The 15,025-nt window shown below is 60.2% G+C and carries 15 protein-coding genes; 4 read left to right on the top strand and 11 right to left on the bottom strand.

Annotated elements, in window-relative coordinates; translation table 11 throughout:
- Nucleotides 1-39: 39 nt before the first annotated feature.
- Nucleotides 40-1,398, bottom strand: a complete 1,359-nt coding sequence (locus ASC85_RS12285; RefSeq protein WP_018610575.1) for a glutamine synthetase family protein — start codon at nucleotides 1,396-1,398, stop codon at nucleotides 40-42.
- A 40-nt stretch (nucleotides 1,399-1,438) separates the two neighbouring features.
- A complete protein-coding gene (locus tag ASC85_RS12280) occupies nucleotides 1,439-2,215 on the bottom strand; it encodes a gamma-glutamyl-gamma-aminobutyrate hydrolase family protein (RefSeq protein WP_057449501.1) in 777 nt (258 codons plus the stop codon).
- 278 nt (nucleotides 2,216-2,493) lie between these two features.
- Between ASC85_RS12280 and ASC85_RS12275 the strand changes: the two genes are divergently transcribed.
- Together ASC85_RS12275 and ASC85_RS12270 are read left to right on the top strand one after the other, a co-directional pair.
- The gene (locus ASC85_RS12275; protein ID WP_003177396.1) at nucleotides 2,494-3,870 is read left to right on the top strand and encodes a glutamine synthetase family protein; all 1,377 of its coding nucleotides are present in this window, start codon (nucleotides 2,494-2,496) and stop codon (nucleotides 3,868-3,870) included.
- Nucleotides 3,871-4,200: 330 nt separating this feature from the next.
- Nucleotides 4,201-4,833, top strand: a complete 633-nt coding sequence (locus tag ASC85_RS12270) for a TetR/AcrR family transcriptional regulator (protein WP_057449500.1) — start codon at nucleotides 4,201-4,203, stop codon at nucleotides 4,831-4,833.
- A 160-nt stretch (nucleotides 4,834-4,993) separates the two neighbouring features.
- Here the strand turns inward: ASC85_RS12270 and ASC85_RS12265 are convergent, their stop codons facing one another.
- The 7 genes from ASC85_RS12265 to ASC85_RS12235 all read right to left on the bottom strand — a co-directional run bounded on the left by ASC85_RS12265 (nucleotide 4,994) and on the right by ASC85_RS12235 (nucleotide 10,686).
- The gene (locus ASC85_RS12265) at nucleotides 4,994-5,209 is read right to left on the bottom strand and encodes a TOBE domain-containing protein (RefSeq protein WP_003177394.1); all 216 of its coding nucleotides are present in this window, start codon (nucleotides 5,207-5,209) and stop codon (nucleotides 4,994-4,996) included.
- A 106-nt stretch (nucleotides 5,210-5,315) separates the two neighbouring features.
- A complete protein-coding gene (ssuB, locus tag ASC85_RS12260) occupies nucleotides 5,316-6,122 on the bottom strand; it encodes an aliphatic sulfonates ABC transporter ATP-binding protein (RefSeq protein ID WP_057449499.1) in 807 nt (268 codons plus the stop codon).
- The gene (ssuC, locus tag ASC85_RS12255) at nucleotides 6,119-6,901 is read right to left on the bottom strand and encodes an aliphatic sulfonate ABC transporter permease SsuC (RefSeq protein WP_057449498.1); all 783 of its coding nucleotides are present in this window, start codon (nucleotides 6,899-6,901) and stop codon (nucleotides 6,119-6,121) included. The genes ssuB and ssuC overlap by 4 nt, the downstream gene beginning before the upstream one ends.
- A gap of 7 nt (nucleotides 6,902-6,908) precedes the next feature.
- Entirely contained in the window at nucleotides 6,909-8,057 is a 1,149-nt protein-coding gene (gene ssuD, locus ASC85_RS12250; protein WP_003206647.1) for an FMNH2-dependent alkanesulfonate monooxygenase, read from the bottom strand.
- Nucleotides 8,058-8,081: 24 nt separating this feature from the next.
- Entirely contained in the window at nucleotides 8,082-9,047 is a 966-nt protein-coding gene (locus ASC85_RS12245) for a sulfonate ABC transporter substrate-binding protein (RefSeq protein WP_057449497.1), read from the bottom strand.
- Between the two features lie 90 nt (nucleotides 9,048-9,137).
- Nucleotides 9,138-9,731 carry an NADPH-dependent FMN reductase gene (ssuE, locus tag ASC85_RS12240; RefSeq protein WP_057449496.1) on the bottom strand — a complete coding sequence of 198 codons (594 nt, stop codon included), beginning with the start codon at nucleotides 9,729-9,731 and terminating at the stop codon, nucleotides 9,138-9,140.
- A 316-nt stretch (nucleotides 9,732-10,047) separates the two neighbouring features.
- Nucleotides 10,048-10,686 (bottom strand): peroxiredoxin, encoded by a 639-nt coding sequence (locus ASC85_RS12235; protein ID WP_003206652.1) that lies wholly within the window; start codon nucleotides 10,684-10,686, stop codon nucleotides 10,048-10,050.
- Nucleotides 10,687-11,019: 333 nt separating this feature from the next.
- Here ASC85_RS12235 and mntA point away from each other — a divergent pair, with 333 nt between their 5' ends.
- Nucleotides 11,020-11,415: a type VII toxin-antitoxin system MntA family adenylyltransferase antitoxin gene (gene mntA, locus ASC85_RS12230; protein ID WP_057449495.1), complete on the top strand. Its 396-nt coding sequence runs from the start codon at nucleotides 11,020-11,022 to the stop codon at nucleotides 11,413-11,415.
- Nucleotides 11,405-11,833 (top strand): type VII toxin-antitoxin system HepT family RNase toxin, encoded by a 429-nt coding sequence (hepT, locus tag ASC85_RS12225; protein ID WP_057449494.1) that lies wholly within the window; start codon nucleotides 11,405-11,407, stop codon nucleotides 11,831-11,833. Before mntA ends, hepT begins: the two co-directional genes overlap by 11 nt.
- An 84-nt stretch (nucleotides 11,834-11,917) precedes the next feature.
- Here the strand turns inward: hepT and ASC85_RS12220 are convergent, their stop codons facing one another.
- Both ASC85_RS12220 and argA read right to left on the bottom strand, forming a co-directional pair.
- Nucleotides 11,918-13,237 carry an OprD family porin gene (locus ASC85_RS12220; protein WP_057449493.1) on the bottom strand — a complete coding sequence of 440 codons (1,320 nt, stop codon included), beginning with the start codon at nucleotides 13,235-13,237 and terminating at the stop codon, nucleotides 11,918-11,920.
- Nucleotides 13,238-13,710: 473 nt separating this feature from the next.
- Entirely contained in the window at nucleotides 13,711-15,009 is a 1,299-nt protein-coding gene (argA, locus tag ASC85_RS12215) for an amino-acid N-acetyltransferase (RefSeq protein ID WP_057449492.1), read from the bottom strand.
- Between the last annotated feature and the right edge of the window lie 16 nt (nucleotides 15,010-15,025).

Below are 15,025 nucleotides of genomic sequence, written 5' to 3'. Positions count from 1 at the left end.
GGTGAGGGCGAAGCTGCCGAGGCAGCCCCGCCCGGCGCTTCAGACGGCGAAGAGCAGGAATTCCCGCTCCCACGAACTGATGACGCGCTTGAAGTTTTCATGCTCGGCCCGCTTGACCGCGACGTAGCCTGTGATGAATTTCTTGCCCAGGTATTTCTCGATGGTGGTGCTGTTTTCCATGCGTTCCAGAGCGTCTTCGATGGTCAGCGGCAAACGCAGGTTGCGGCGCTCGTAGCCTCGGCCCACCACCGGCGCGCTCGGGTTGATGCCTTCGACCATGCCAATGAAGCCACACAGCAGGCTGGCGGCAATCGCCAGGTACGGGTTGGCATCGGCACCCGGCAAGCGGTTTTCCACCCGACGGTTCTGCGGCCCGGCATCCGGCACGCGCAGGCCCACGGTGCGGTTCTCTTCGCCCCACTCCACGTTCACCGGCGCCGACGTGTCCGGCAGGAAGCGGCGGAACGAGTTGACGTTGGGGGCGAACAGCGGCAACAGCTCGGGGATGAATTTCTGCAGGCCACCGATGTGGTGCAGGAACAGATCGCTCATGGTCCCGTCTTCATTGGAGAAGACGTTCTTGCCGGTTTCCTTGTCGATGATGCTCTGGTGCAGGTGCATCGCACTGCCCGGCTCGCCGGTCATGGGCTTGGCCATGAAGGTGGCGGCCACGTCGTGCTTGAGTGCCGCTTCGCGCATGGTGCGCTTGAACACCAGGATCTGATCAGCCAGGGACAGGGCATCGCCATGACGGAAATTGATTTCCATCTGCGCCGTGCCGTCCTCGTGGATCAGGGTATCGAGGTCCAGCTCCTGCAGTTCGCACCAGTCGTAGACGTCTTCGAACAGCGGGTCGAATTCGTTGGCCGCTTCGATAGAAAAGGACTGGCGACCGGTTTCCGGGCGACCGGAGCGGCCAACGGGCGGTTGCAGCGGAAAGTCCGGGTCGTCGCTGCGCTTGGTCAGGTAGAACTCCATTTCCGGCGCGACGATCGGCTGCCAACCCTTGTCGGCGTAGAGCTTGAGCACTTTCTTGAGCACGTTGCGCGGCGACAGCTCGATGGGGTTGCCCTGCTTGTCGTAGGCGTCGTGGATAACCTGGGCTGTGGGCTCGATGGCCCAGGGCACAAGGAAGACTGCGTTCTCGTCCGGGCGGCAGATCATGTCGATGTCGGCGGGGTCGAGCAGTTCGTAATAGATGTCGTCTTCGACATAGTCGCCCGTAACGGTCTGGAGCAGAACGCTCTCGGGCAGGCGCATGCCTTTCTCGGCAATGAACTTGTTGGTCGGCGAGATCTTGCCCCGGGTGATACCGGTGAGGTCGCCAATCATGCATTCGACTTCTGTGATCTTGTGGTCTTTCAACCAATCGGTGAGCTGGTCGAGGTTGTTACTCATAAATGCCTCTAGGCGTGAGTTTCCTGACTGCTATTAGTCGTCAGGCGTTGTTTGACGCATCGGCGTCGCGTTGTATTGCCCTTGCTCGGCAGGCATCGCCAAATGCCTGGAAAATCGCAAGGTAGTGCGGGTTAGAGCTTACCTCCCATTCGGGGTGCCATTGCACACCTAAAGCAAAAGCCTTGCCTTCTGGCACCGAAACAGCCTCGATCAGGCCATCGGGGGCCACCGCTTCGGCCCGCAACCCCGGTGCCAGGCGCTCGATGCCTTGGCTGTGGATCGAGTTGACCTCTATTAGCTGGGGCAGTCCCAGCCCTGCAAGTACGCCGCCAGGCTGGATATGCACGGCGTGGGCCGGGCCGTATTGAACATCCACCGCTTGAGTATCGTCTTCACGATGATCGATGAACGTTCCGACTTCATGAACTTTCTGATGCAGGCTGCCGCCAAAGGCTACGTTCATCTCCTGGAAGCCTCGGCAAATGCCCAGCACCGGGATGCCCGCCTCGACAGCGGCGCGGATCAGCGGCAAGGTGGTGGCATCCCGTGCAGGATCATGAGCAGTGCCCGGCGAACTGGCCGGGCCCTGGTAATGAAAAGGTTCTACATTGGAAGGAGAGCCGGTAAAGAGAATACCGTCCAGGGCGTCCAGAATATCGGACGGTGGGAACAGATCCGCCAGGGACGGGAGCAGCACGGGCAGGCCCTTGGCGGCTGTCGCGACAGCCCGGGAATATTTATTGCCACTGATGTGATATGCATGCAGACCAATCTGCCTGGAGCAGGTGGTGACGCCGATTAACGGCAGGCGAGACATGAAGCACCCCGGTATTATTGCTGTTATGGGTTTGAATCGAGCTTAGCCTTGTTCATTTTTTTACACAACACCCCCGTAAAAAATACAACACGGCCCGCTCAAGCCCGCGGGCGCCAAGACCCTTAAAGGGAAAAAAACGCCCTAAATTGCCTCAAAAAAGCCCTGAAGGTGCTTTTTTAGGGCAAAAAAGGCCCTGCTTGACTTCGGCATGCCGTTCGGGTTGACTGGCTTTCGAAGAGATCAATGATTGATATTTTTAACAACAAAGGTGTTGCATCATGTCGGTACCCCCGCGTGCCGTTCAGCTTAACGAAGCGAACGCGTTCCTTAAGGAACATCCTGAGGTTCTGTACGTTGACCTTCTGATTGCGGATATGAATGGTGTGGTGCGCGGCAAGCGCATAGAACGCACCAGCCTCCACAAGGTTTACGAGAAAGGCATCAACCTGCCGGCCTCTTTATTTGCCCTGGATATCAACGGCTCTACGGTGGAAAGCACCGGCCTGGGTCTGGACATCGGCGATGCCGACCGGATCTGCTATCCAATCCCTGACACCCTGTGCAACGAACCTTGGCAGAAGCGCCCTACTGCGCAACTGTTGATGACCATGCACGAACTCGAAGGCGAACCTTTCTTCGCCGACCCGCGTGAAGTCCTGCGCCAAGTCGTGACCAAGTTTGATGAACTGGGCCTGACCATCTGCGCCGCATTCGAGCTGGAGTTCTACCTGATCGACCAGGAGAACGTGAATGGACGCCCACAACCGCCTCGCTCGCCGATCTCCGGCAAACGCCCGCACTCGACCCAGGTCTACCTGATCGATGACCTCGACGAATACGTCGATTGCCTCCAGGACATTCTGGAAGGGGCCAAGGAGCAAGGCATTCCCGCCGACGCCATCGTCAAGGAAAGTGCCCCGGCGCAGTTCGAAGTGAACCTGCACCACGTGGCCGACCCGATCAAGGCCTGCGACTATGCGGTCCTGCTCAAGCGGCTGATCAAGAACATCGCCTACGACCATGAAATGGACACCACCTTCATGGCCAAGCCTTATCCGGGCCAGGCGGGTAATGGTCTGCACGTCCACATCTCGATTCTTGATAAAGATGGCAAGAATATCTTTGCCAGCGAGGATCCCGAGCAGAACGCCGCACTGCGTCACGCGATCGGCGGTGTGCTCGAGACCCTGCCCGCGCAGATGGCTTTCCTCTGCCCGAACGTCAACTCCTACCGTCGTTTCGGCGCACAGTTCTACGTGCCGAACTCGCCGACCTGGGGCCTGGACAACCGCACCGTGGCCTTGCGCGTCCCTACCGGTTCGGCCGATGCCGTGCGCCTGGAGCACCGCGTCGCCGGTGCCGATGCCAACCCCTATCTGTTGATGGCCGCCGTGCTGGCGGGCGTACACCATGGCCTGACCAACAAGATCGAGCCCGGTGCGCCGGTGGAAGGCAACAGCTACGAGCAGAACGAGCAAAGCCTGCCGAACAACTTGCGCGATGCCCTGCGCGAGCTGGACGACAGCGAAGTCATGGCCAAGTACATCGACCCGAAATACATCGATATCTTCGTGGCCTGCAAGGAGAGCGAGCTGGAGGAGTTCGAACACTCCATCTCCGACCTCGAGTACAACTGGTACCTGCATACCGTGTAAGCGGTTGTGGTAAACAAGAAACGCCGCAGGCCTTATGGCCTGCGGCGTTTTTTTGTATCTGGGGGGATGGCCGCCTTCGGCGGATCGCGAGCAAGCTCAGCTCCCACAGGGGTTCTTCGTGATCATTTGGTCTCATTCACAAAGCTCCCACAGGGGGGTTTTGTGATCATTTGGTCTCATTCACGAAGCTCCCACAGGGGGGCTTTGTGGTCATTTGGTCTGATTCACAATGTATTGCTCTGTGGGAGCAAGGCTTGCCCGCGATGAGGGCCTGGCAGACAACACAGAAATCGACTCGTACAATGCCCGGCAGCCCCGCAGGAGACGTCCATGACGCGCATCGCCACCCCCCGCAAACCCCGCGCACGCAGCCAGGCCCGGATCGACACCATTCTTGATGCCGCCCGTACGCTGCTTGCCGCCGAAGGCGTGGCCAGCCTGTCGATCTACAGCGTCGCCGAGCGCGCCGGGATCCCGCCCTCTTCCGTGTACCACTTCTTCGCCAGCGTCCCGGCCCTGCTCGAAGCCCTGACCGCCGACGTCCACGCCGCCTTTCGCGCCTGCCTGCAAGCACCGATCGATCATGGGGCGTTGAACCATTGGCACGACCTGTCACGGCTGGTGGAACAGCGCATGCTCACCATCTACAGCCAGGACGCCGCCGCTCGCCAATTGATCCTGGCCCAGCACGGCCTGACCGAAGTCACCCAGGCCGACCGCCAGCACGACCTCGAGCTGGGCGACCTGATGCATAAGGTGTTCAACCACCATTTCGAACTGCCGAGCTTGCCCAAAGACGTCGACGTGTTCGCCCTGGCCATGGAACTGGGCGACCGCGTCTACGCCCGCTCGGTACAACAACACGGCCAGATCACCCCGCGCATGGCCGAAGAAGGCATGCGGGTGTTCGACGCGTACCTGGGGCTGTATCTGCCGCCGTATCTGCCCAAGCGCTCCGCTTGATCGTTGATCGTTCCCACGCTCCGCGTGGGAATGCAGCCAGGGACGCTCCGCGTCCCCAAGAGCCGAACGCGGAGCGTCCGTAGAGGCATTCCCACGCAGAGCGTGGGAACGATAAGCCCCGAAGGGCTCACGCCATCCGGGGCTGTGGGTGACGCATCGCTCACAACTTGGCGATAGACACCTCGGTGGATTTGACGAAGGCGATCACTTCGCTGCCGATCGCCAGTTCCAACTCCTTGACCGAGCGAGTGGTGATGACCGAAGTGACGATGCCCGACGCGGTCTGCACGTCGATTTCCGACAGCACGTCGCCTTCGACGATTTCCTTGATGGTGCCTTTGAACTGGTTGCGTACGTTGATGGCTTTGATGGTCATACGATTTCTCCTGGGGTAGAAATGAGCTGCAAGCTTCGAGTTACAAGCTGCAAGTAAAAGCACCGCATTTCTTCTTGCGGCTTGTAGCTTGCCGCTTGAAGCTGCTTCATTGCGCCCAACGCAATTGCGTAGGCAAGGGTGAAACGGGTTCCGGTTCCGGCGGTTGGCCGGGCAAGGACAGCACACGGTTGAGGACTTCGGTTTCCAGGCTCGCCAGGCGATGAGAACCGCGAGCCCGTGGGCGCGGCAGGTCGATGGGCAGGTCGAGGCCGATCTGGCCGTCCTCGATCAGGATCACCCTGTCGGCAATCGCTACCGCCTCGCTGACGTCGTGGGTCACCAGCAACACCGTGAAGCCGTGCTGCTGCCAGAGGTTTTCGATCAGTTGCTGCATCTCGATACGGGTCAGTGCGTCCAGCGCCCCCAAGGGTTCGTCGAGCAGCAACAACCGTGGCTGATGAATCAGCGCGCGGGCCAGGGCCACTCGTTGTTTCTGCCCGCCGGACAGCGCCGCCGGCCACTCATGGGCACGGTCGGCCAAGCCGACGGCTTCCAGTGCCTGCAGCGCCTGCGGGCGCCAGTCGCCCTTTAGTCCAAGGCCGACGTTGTCGATGACTTTTTTCCAGGGCAGCAAACGCGCTTCCTGGAACATCAACCGCGTGTCCTGTTGCGCGGCACTCAACGCTGCCGAGCCCGCCAACAGTTGGCCATCGGTGGGTTGATCGAGGCCGGCCAGCAACCGCAGCAAGGTACTTTTGCCACAGCCACTGCGACCGACCACGGCCACGAACTGCCCGGCCGGGATATGCAGGTCGATGTCGCGCAACACCTGGCGCGTGCCGAAGGTTTTTTGCAGCTTGCACACCGCCAGCGGGATGCCACGCAGCAGGCGCGGAGGTTGTTGGGCGGTCATGCGGCACCTCCCTTGCTCACTTGGTAGGCCGGGTGCCAGCGCAGCCAGACCCGCTCAAGCCCACGGGCGGCAAGGTCGGCCAATTTGCCCAGCACGGCGTACAGGAGGATCGCCAGCACCACCACATCGGTTTGCAGGAACTCCCGGGCATTCATCGCCAGATAGCCGATGCCGGCGCTGGCCGAGATGGTTTCCGCTACGATCAGCGTCAACCACATGAAACCCAGGGCAAAGCGCACGCCCACCAGGATCGAAGGCAGGGCGCCCGGCAGGATCACCTGGCGAAACAGCCTGAAGCCGGACAAGCCGTAGCTGCGGGACATTTCCACCAGCGCCGGGTCGACGTTGCGAATGCCGTGGTAGGTGTTGAGGTAGATCGGGAACAACGTGCCCAGGGCCACCAGGAAAATCTTCGCCGACTCATCGATGCCAAACCACAGGATCACCAACGGAATCAGCGCCAGGTGCGGGATGTTCCGGAGCATTTGCACGGAACTGTCCAACAGACGTTCGCCCCATTTCGACAAACCGGTGATGAAGCCCAGGGCCAGGCCGATGCCACCGCCGATCAGAAAGCCCACCGCTGCGCGCCAACCGCTGATTGCCAGGTGCGTCCAGATCTCGCCGCTGCGCACCAGATCGACTCCGGCCTCGATCACGGCCACGGGTGCTGGCAGGATCCGCGTGGACAACCAACCGGCCGATACCGACAGTTGCCATACCGCCAGCAACAGCAGCGGCACCGCCCAGGGCGCGAGGGTGTGGATGATTTTCTTCATGGCCGCCTCAGCTCTGGGACGCGGCTTTGGGAAGAATATCGTTGGCGACCATTTCACCGAACGGGCTCACATAGCCCTGGCTCTTGGGCAACTCCGGGCGCTCCACGTCCAGGTGAGGGAACAGCAGTTCCGCCACGCGGTAGGACTCTTCCAGGTGTGGATAACCGGAGAAGATAAAGGTGTCGATGCCAAGATCGGCGTATTCCTTGACCCGCGCCGCCACGGTCGGGCCATCACCCACCAGCGCCGTACCGGCACCGCCGCGAACCAGGCCGACACCGGCCCAGAGGTTGGGGCTGACCTCCAGCTTGTCGCGACGGCCACCGTGCAGGGCAGCCATGCGTTGCTGACCCACCGAGTCGAAGCGCGCCAGGGACGCCTGGGCACGGGCGATGGTGTCGTCGTCCAGGTGGGAAATCAGCCGGTCGGCCGCTTGCCAGGCCTCGGCGTTGGTTTCCCGCACGATCACATGCAGGCGGATGCCGAAGCGTACCGTGCGTCCCAATTTCGCAGCCTTGGCCCGCACTTGTTCGATCTTTTCCGCCACGGCTGCGGGCGGCTCGCCCCAGGTCAGCACCATTTCCACCTGCTCGGCTGCCAAGTCCTGGGCGGCTTCCGACGAACCACCGAAATACAGCGGCGGACGCGGTTGCTGGATCGGTGGATAGAGCAGCTTGGCGCCTTTCACACTGATGTGCTCACCGTCGTAATCCACGGTTTCGCCTTCCAGCACGCGGCGCCAGATGCGGGTGAACTCCACCGACGCCTGGTAGCGTTGCTCGTGGTCGAGGAACAGGCCGTCGCCGGCCAACTCATCCGGGTCGCCACCGGTCACCAGGTTGAACAACGCACGTCCGCCGGACAACCGGTCGAGGGTCGCGGCCTGACGCGCGGCCACCGTCGGGGAAATGATCCCGGGGCGCAGGGCAACGAGGAATTTCAGGCGCTGGGTCACCGGAATCAACGAGGCAGCCACCAACCAGGAGTCCTCGCAGGAACGCCCGGTGGGGATCAACACGCCGCCGAAACCCAGTCGATCCGCTGCTTGAGCGACCTGTTGCAAGTAACCGTGATCGACGGCGCGAGCGCCTTCGGCAGTACCAAGGTAATGGCCGTCGCCATGGGTAGGCAGGAACCAGAAAATATTGAGGCTCATGGAGTGGTCTCCTAAGGGGTCGAATTACTGCGCGTTCGCAACGGCCGCCGGCGGCGTCCAGATCACGTCCTTGATGCTCAAGGGCTTGGGAATCAATTTGAGCTGATAGAAGCTGTCGGCGATTTTCTGCTGCGCCGCCACCACTTCCGGCGTGAGGAACAACGCCCCGTAGCCTTGGCGTTTCACCGCCGTCAGGGTGATGTCCGCCGGTAGGCCAAGCAGCGGCGAGACCTGCTTGGTCACGTCATCAGGATTGGCCTTGGACCACTCCCCCACTGCGCGCACTTCTTCCACCAGGGTCGTGATGACCTGGGGATTTTTTTGCGCATAGGGTTTGGTGGCGAGGTAGAACTGGTGGTTGTCGACGATGCCTTTGCCGTCACGCAGGGTGCGCGCCTGCAACTGCTGTTCGGCGGCCGCCTGGTACGGATCCCAGATCACCCAGGCGTCGACGCTGCCCCGCTCGAACGCGGCGCGGGCGTCGGCCGGCGGCAGGAAAACGGTCTGGATATCGGAATACTTCAGGCCAGCATCTTCCAGCGCCCGCACCAGCAGGTAGTGGACGTTGGAGCCTTTGTTCAACACGACTTTCTTGCCCTTGAGGTCCTGCACCGACTGGATCGCCGAGCCTTTGGGCACCAGGATCGCCTCGCTGGTGGGCGCCGGTGGTTCGTAGGCGACATAAAGCAGGTCGGCGCCTGCGGCCTGGGCAAACACCGGTGGGGTTTCACCGGTCACGCCAAAGTCGATGGAGCCGACGTTCAAGCCTTCAAGCAGCTGCGGGCCGCCGGGGAACTCGGTCCATTGCACGTCCACGCCTTGGGCGGCGAGGCGTTTTTCCAATGTTCCCTTGGCCTTGAGCAGCACCAGGGTGCCGTATTTCTGATAACCGATCCGCAAGGTCTCGGCTTGAGCTTGAGTAATGACGCCGAGGGACACAGCCGCAGCAAACAGAGCGACCAGCCCGCGACGCAAAATGACAGTGCGCATGGCGCCTCTCCTTTTTGCTGTGGGGTTTTGGCTGCACCTGCTGGGCCGTTGGCGGCTGAGTAAGGTGAGTTGAATCAGGGTGTTCGGGGGTCAAATGCTCCAGCGAGCACTCAACAAACGTTCGTTCAATACACTGGGGTCCAGCGGCCTGGGCCGACGGGCCATGGCGCTGAAAAACTGTTCCAGCGCCTCGTCCAGGCGCTGTTGCAGGGCCGGTGCCAATTGCGCCTGGGCGCTGCCTTCGCCGTAAGCGATCTGGTTGTCTTCGGCAAAGATCCCGTGGAGCATTTCCTGGGCCTTGAGCGCCGACAACACTGGCTTGAGGGCGTAATCCACCGCCAGCATGTGGGCGATGCTGCCGCCGGTTGCCATCGGCAACACCACTTTATGGGCCAGGGCGCGCTCAGGCAGCAGGTCCAGCACAGTCTTCAGCGCACCGGAAAAAGACGCCTTGTACACCGGCGTGGCAATCAACAGGCCGTCGGCATTTTCGATCTGCTGGAGCAGGTCGATCACCTTCGGGCTGTCGAAACGGGCATGGAGCAGATCTTCGGCCGGGAAGTCGCGCACCTGATAGCTCACCACTTCCACACCTTGCTGCTGCAACCAGCGTTGCGAGCGCTCCAGCAGCACCCCGGAGCGGGAGCGTTGGCTGGGACTGCCACCGAGTGAGACGACCAACATGCCTGCTATTCCTTAACTGTCACGTGCGATTCGCGGTGGGCGATCTCGCTGTATGGGTCAAACCATAACAGGGGATCAATATATCTTTAAATCATATTTATTCATTTGGTTATTCAATTTAGAGATATGAAATTCACTTTCCTTGACGCAATAAAAAAGGCCGTCGAAACGGCCAAAACCCTTGGTGCACAGGTACTGATCGTTCCCACGCTCTGCGTGGGAATGCAGCCAGGGACGCTCTGCGTCCCGAAAGCCGAACGCGGAGCGTCCGTTGAGGCGTACCCACGCAGAGCGTGGGAACGATCGTCGTCGATGGCTACCTGTTGGGCTGCGGGGTCAGGCGCAGGTAAGGCTTCACGGCGCGGTAGCCCTTGGGAAAGCGCTGCTTGAGTTCCTCTTCGTCCTTGAGCGACGGCACGATCACCACTTCATCACCGTCCTGCCAGTTGGCCGGGGTGGCGACTTTGTAGTTGTCGGTCAGTTGGAGCGAGTCGATCACCCGCAGGATCTCATTGAAATTGCGCCCGGTGCTGGCCGGGTAGGTAATGGTCAGGCGGATCTTCTTGTTCGGGTCGATCACGAACAAGGAGCGCACAGTCAAAGTGTCGCTGGCGTTGGGATGGATCAGGTCGTACAGGTCCGACACCTTGCGGTCGGCGTCGGCCAGGATCGGAAAATTGACCACGGCGTTCTGGGTCTCGTTGATGTCCTCGATCCACTTGTGGTGCGAGTCCACCGGGTCGACCGAAAGGGCAATGGCCTTGACCCCGCGCTTTGCGAACTCGTCCTTGAGCTTGGCGGTGAGGCCCAACTCGGTGGTGCATACGGGCGTGAAATCCGCCGGATGGGAAAACAGCACACCCCAGCTGTCACCGAGCCATTCGTGGAAGCGGATCTTGCCGGCGCTGGAATCCTGTTCGAAGTCGGGGGCGATGTCGCCGAGTCTGAGGCTCATGGTGCGGCTCCTGGATGGTTGTTGTGGGACCAACTGTGCACCGGTTTTCATTGCTTTAAAAAGAATGAATACCCATTTATTTAGATCATTAGTGAATATAAAAAACTGTTCACTGGCGCCCTGGCGCATAGCGGCCCAAGATCATTTCCGAGGTTCGAGAAGGCCTCGAGTTGCTGAAAAGAGGAGAAGGTTCGGGGAAGGCTACAGGGGTGGGCCAGACCCGAAACGCAAAAGCCCCGCCCGGCGTGTTGCCGGGCGGGGCTTTTTTTGTTTTGTACCCACACTACGGAAATTATTGACGCGATTTCAGGACGAGCGGCTAGGATAGGCAGCATGAACACTCAAGCCTTGTTGACTCATCTGCAAAACCAACTCCCTGGTCTGCTGGCGGTTTACCTGTTTGGTAGCCATGCACAGGGGACGGCCGGGCCTGACAGTGATGTCGATTTGGCCGTGCTCTTGTCCGGCGAGATCGACCCTGTATCGTTATGGCAGCTTTCAGGGGATTTGGCGGATATCGCCGGCAGTCCGGTGGATCTGATTGACCTACGTGCGGCAAGCACCGTCATGCAATATCAGATCGTGACCCGAGGCCAGAGACTCTGGGCCCGCGACGTACAGGCGGGGTTGTTCGAGTGTTTTATTCTCAGCGAAAAAACCGCTCTCGACGAGGCTCGGGCAGGCCTGCTCAAGGATATTCAGGAAGAAGGCAGCGTGTATGGCCGATGACGTACTGATCAACAAAGCTGCGAGCATCGAGCGTTGCGTCGCCAGGGTGCGGGAGGAATACGCGAAAGATCCCGCTACGTTTGCCACCGATTTCACTCGCCAGGACTCGGCAGTCCTGAACATCCAGCGTGCGTGTGAAGCGGCACTGGATATGGGACAGCATTTGATTCGACGTGAGCGATTGGGTGTCCCGCAAAGTGCCCGCGATACATTCGAGTTGCTTTTCCAAGGAGGTTGGGTGGAAGAAGGTCTGGTGAAAAACCTGAAGAACATGGTGGGTTTCAGGAATATCGCCGTGCATGACTACCAAGCCCTGCAATTGCCGATCATGGTCGCGATCATTACCGGACATTTGGATGATTTTCTAGCGTTCAGTTCATTCATCCTGCTTAAGGACGCGGCGAAGTCTGCAGGATAGCGGAGAACCCTCTCGCGTTCCCAGAAAACGCAAAAGCCCCGCCCGGCGTGCTGCCGGGCGGGGCTTTTTTTACTTCGCTACGTCTTACATGAAGTTGTAAGTGTAGTTGAAGATCAGGCGGGTCTGATCCTGGCTGTCGCCTGCACCGCTGCTGCGGTAGGTACCCTGACGCAGAGTGGTGCCGAAGCCCTTCAACGCGCCCTGCTGGATGACGTAATCCACGCGCATGTCGCGTTCCCACTCGGAGTAATCGCTTGCGCCGCTGGTGGTTTTGACGTCGTCACCACGCAGGTAGGAAACCGAGGCTTTCAGGCCAGGAACGCCCAAGGAAGCGAAGTCGTAGGAGTATTGGCCGAAGGTGGTGTTTTCACCGGCACGGACAAACCCGTTGATCATGCTGTCGGTGAACAGGTAGAAGCTCGCGCCACCGGCACCTTCCGGACGACCGTTGCCGTCAACTACGTTGGCCTGGTTCAGGTATACGAAGCCACCGTCATCACCGACTTGCTGGTGACCCAGCAGGAAGGCGCTGCCGCCCAAGGTGTAAGTGAACATGGCGCTCCAGGTCTTGTTATCGACCTCGCCCGGGTTCTTGGCATATCCGAGGTTATTGTTGAAAAAATGGGTGGAGTCCCCGTTACGGCCATCCGAACTGCTGTCGAAGTAACGCAGGTCAGTCTTGAACGACTGGCCTTCGCTGATCGGGAACACATGAACCGCACCCAGGAAGTGCTGCTTGTAGTAATCCTGCAGGTTGGCGTAGTAGTACTGCAGGGTCAGGTCCTTGGTGACCTTCCAGTCAGCACCGGCGTAACGGAACTGGTTGCTGTCCTGAGTACCACCTGCCACTGCCAGACCGGTGCTGTTGCTCGACGCACGACCAGTGGCATGTTCCAGTTGACCGGCATTGAAGGTTACGTTGTCGATTTCCTTGGAGGTGATGGTGCCACCTTCAAAGGTCTGCGGCAGCAGACGGGCATCGTTGGCCACCAGAATCGGCAGGTTAGGCGCCAGTGCGCCACCCACGTGAGCTTCGGTCTTGGAGAAAAGCGCCTTTACGTTACCGGACAAACGGCTCCATTCATGTACCGCCGAACCATCAGTATCGGCTGGCATATAGGAACCGTTGTTACGCCCGTCCCCCCCATCGAGACGAATACCCACCAGCGCCTGAGCGTCGATACCGAAACCCACAACACCTTGCGTGAAGCCGGACTTGTAGTCGAACTTGAGGCCGGTACCCGTTTCGCGCAGGTCCTCTTTGCCCGTCTCACGGTTATCGTTATTGAAATACAACGTACGAGAACTGACGGATGCCTTGCTGTCCTCGATAAAACCGGCGGCGCCTGCCTGCTGCGCCAAAACCCCAACGGCCACAGCCAGGGCCAAGGTGGACTTGTTCATGCTTCGCTCCTCTCGTTTTCTAATTCTTGTGTGTCTTTGGTTCCGGATCGAACGCCCGGATTCCGCGGATGCGCGATTAGCGCCAGACCGTGACTGACAAGTCAATCGTAAGCATTTATGACTACGACTATGGTCTAACCCCTCTACACCGGCCCGCAGGATAATGGATTCTTTATAATTCCAAAAAGAATTGTTTCAACAGTTTTCAGCTCGTTTGGAAATATAGCCGTCATCTGCGCTTCGTAAACCGTGACCCGGCGTATCGGCCAGCCTGCTGATTACTGAATGGTTTTCTGTCGGGACCTCCCAAAAAGGAAATCCCCGGCATAGAGGCATGCTCTTGATGTTCATTGGCTACGCGCCGGGAACTGCGAAGGTTGCGATCTTGATCGCTATGCGTCTGACGATTCATTGTCTGAAATCAAAAAGACGCAACCTGCGACAGTCCCACGCAGGTAGGAATGACCAGGGGATTACAGGGCCTTTTCGAAGATCTTCGAATTACGCTGATAGTTGTAGAGCGAAGCCCGCGCCGCCGGCAGGCGCTCGACACTGCTGGGTTCAAAGCCACGTTCACGGAACCAGTGGGCAGTCCGGGTCGTCAGTACGAACAACGTCTTGAGCCCTTGGGCGCGGGCCCGGGTTTCGATCCGTTCCAGCAGCTCATCGCCGCGGCCACCGTGGCGGTACTCCGGGTTCACTGCCAGGCAGGCCAGCTCCCCGGCGTCCGAGTCGGCGATCTGGTACAACGCCGCGCAGGCGATGATCATGCCTTCGCGCTCGACCACGCTGAACTGTTCGATCTCGCGCTCCAGCACTTCGCGGGAGCGACGCACCAGGATCCCCTGCTCTTCCAGCGGGCTGATCAGGTCCAGCAGGCCGCCAACATCCTCAATGGCCGCCTCGCGTACCACCTCGAATTGCTCCTGGGCCACCAACGTACCGCTGCCATCGCGGGTGAACAGTTCGGTCAGCAGCGCACCGTTCTCGGCATAGCTGACGATATGGCTACGCGCCACCCCGCCACGACAGGCCTGGGCCGCCGCGTCCAGCAGTTCGGCCTGATAGTCGCTGCCCAGGCGTTGCATATGGCCCGGAACCTGTTGCGGGCGCAATTCGCGAACCAGCCGCCCGTCCTCACCGATAAGTCCCTGCTCGGCCCCGAACAGCAGCAGCTTGTCGGCTGCCAGGTCGATGGCTGCCCGGGTGGCAACGTCTTCACAGGCCAGGTTGAAGATCTCGCCGGTGGGCGAATAACCCAACGGCGACAGCAGCACGATGGAGCGTTCGTCCAGCAGGCGATTGATACCCTTGCGATCGACCCGGCGCACTTCACCGGTGTGGTGATAATCCACGCCTTCGAGCACACCGATGGGACGCGCGGTGACCAGGTTGCCGCTGGCGACCCGCAGCCGCGAGCCCTGCATGGGCGAGGACGCCATGTCCATGGACAGGCGGGCCTCGATGGCGATGCGCAACTGGCCGACCGCGTCGATCACGCACTCCAGCGTCGCGGCATCGGTGATGCGCATGCCGTGGTGATAATGGGGCGTGAGGCCCCGTGCAGCGAGGCGGGTCTCGATCTGCGGGCGCGAACCATGGACCAGCACCAGGCGCACGCCGAGGCTGTGCAGCAGCACCAGGTCATGGACGATGTTGCCGAAATTAGGGTGTTCCACCCCGTCGCCGGGCAGCATGACGATGAAGGTGCAATCGCGGTGGGCGTTGATGTAGGGCGAAGCGTGACGAAGCCAATTGACGTATTCGGGCATGAACCTGGACCTGTAA

This window comes from Pseudomonas sp. Root401, from assembly GCF_001425105.1.
GTDB lineage: Bacteria > Pseudomonadota > Gammaproteobacteria > Pseudomonadales > Pseudomonadaceae > Aquipseudomonas > Aquipseudomonas brassicacearum.
The sequence above is the reverse complement of the archived record's forward strand: the minus strand, read 5'-3'. Positions and strand labels throughout refer to the sequence as shown.

What these genes read in the sequence shown, in the direction of transcription:
- ASC85_RS12280 (WP_057449501.1), bottom strand. Translation starts at nt 2,215, where the DNA reads ATGTCTCGCCTGCCGTTAATCGGCGTCACCACCTGCTCCAGGCAGATT.
- ssuE (WP_057449496.1), bottom strand. Translation starts at nt 9,731, where the DNA reads ATGTTGGTCGTCTCACTCGGTGGCAGTCCCAGCCAACGCTCCCGCTCC.
- ssuD (WP_003206647.1), bottom strand. Translation starts at nt 8,057, where the DNA reads ATGAGCCTCAATATTTTCTGGTTCCTGCCTACCCATGGCGACGGCCAT.
- ASC85_RS12235 (WP_003206652.1), bottom strand. Translation starts at nt 10,686, where the DNA reads ATGAGCCTCAGACTCGGCGACATCGCCCCCGACTTCGAACAGGATTCC.
- hepT (WP_057449494.1), top strand. Translation starts at nt 11,405, where the DNA reads ATGGCCGATGACGTACTGATCAACAAAGCTGCGAGCATCGAGCGTTGC.
- ASC85_RS12245 (WP_057449497.1), bottom strand. Translation starts at nt 9,047, where the DNA reads ATGCGCACTGTCATTTTGCGTCGCGGGCTGGTCGCTCTGTTTGCTGCG.
- ASC85_RS12220 (WP_057449493.1), bottom strand. Translation starts at nt 13,237, where the DNA reads ATGAACAAGTCCACCTTGGCCCTGGCTGTGGCCGTTGGGGTTTTGGCG.
- ASC85_RS12270 (WP_057449500.1), top strand. Translation starts at nt 4,201, where the DNA reads ATGACGCGCATCGCCACCCCCCGCAAACCCCGCGCACGCAGCCAGGCC.
- ssuC (WP_057449498.1), bottom strand. Translation starts at nt 6,901, where the DNA reads ATGAAGAAAATCATCCACACCCTCGCGCCCTGGGCGGTGCCGCTGCTG.
- ssuB (WP_057449499.1), bottom strand. Translation starts at nt 6,122, where the DNA reads ATGACCGCCCAACAACCTCCGCGCCTGCTGCGTGGCATCCCGCTGGCG.
- ASC85_RS12275 (WP_003177396.1), top strand. Translation starts at nt 2,494, where the DNA reads ATGTCGGTACCCCCGCGTGCCGTTCAGCTTAACGAAGCGAACGCGTTC.
- argA (WP_057449492.1), bottom strand. Translation starts at nt 15,009, where the DNA reads ATGCCCGAATACGTCAATTGGCTTCGTCACGCTTCGCCCTACATCAAC.
- ASC85_RS12265 (WP_003177394.1), bottom strand. Translation starts at nt 5,209, where the DNA reads ATGACCATCAAAGCCATCAACGTACGCAACCAGTTCAAAGGCACCATC.
- mntA (WP_057449495.1), top strand. Translation starts at nt 11,020, where the DNA reads ATGAACACTCAAGCCTTGTTGACTCATCTGCAAAACCAACTCCCTGGT.
- ASC85_RS12285 (WP_018610575.1), bottom strand. Translation starts at nt 1,398, where the DNA reads ATGAGTAACAACCTCGACCAGCTCACCGATTGGTTGAAAGACCACAAG.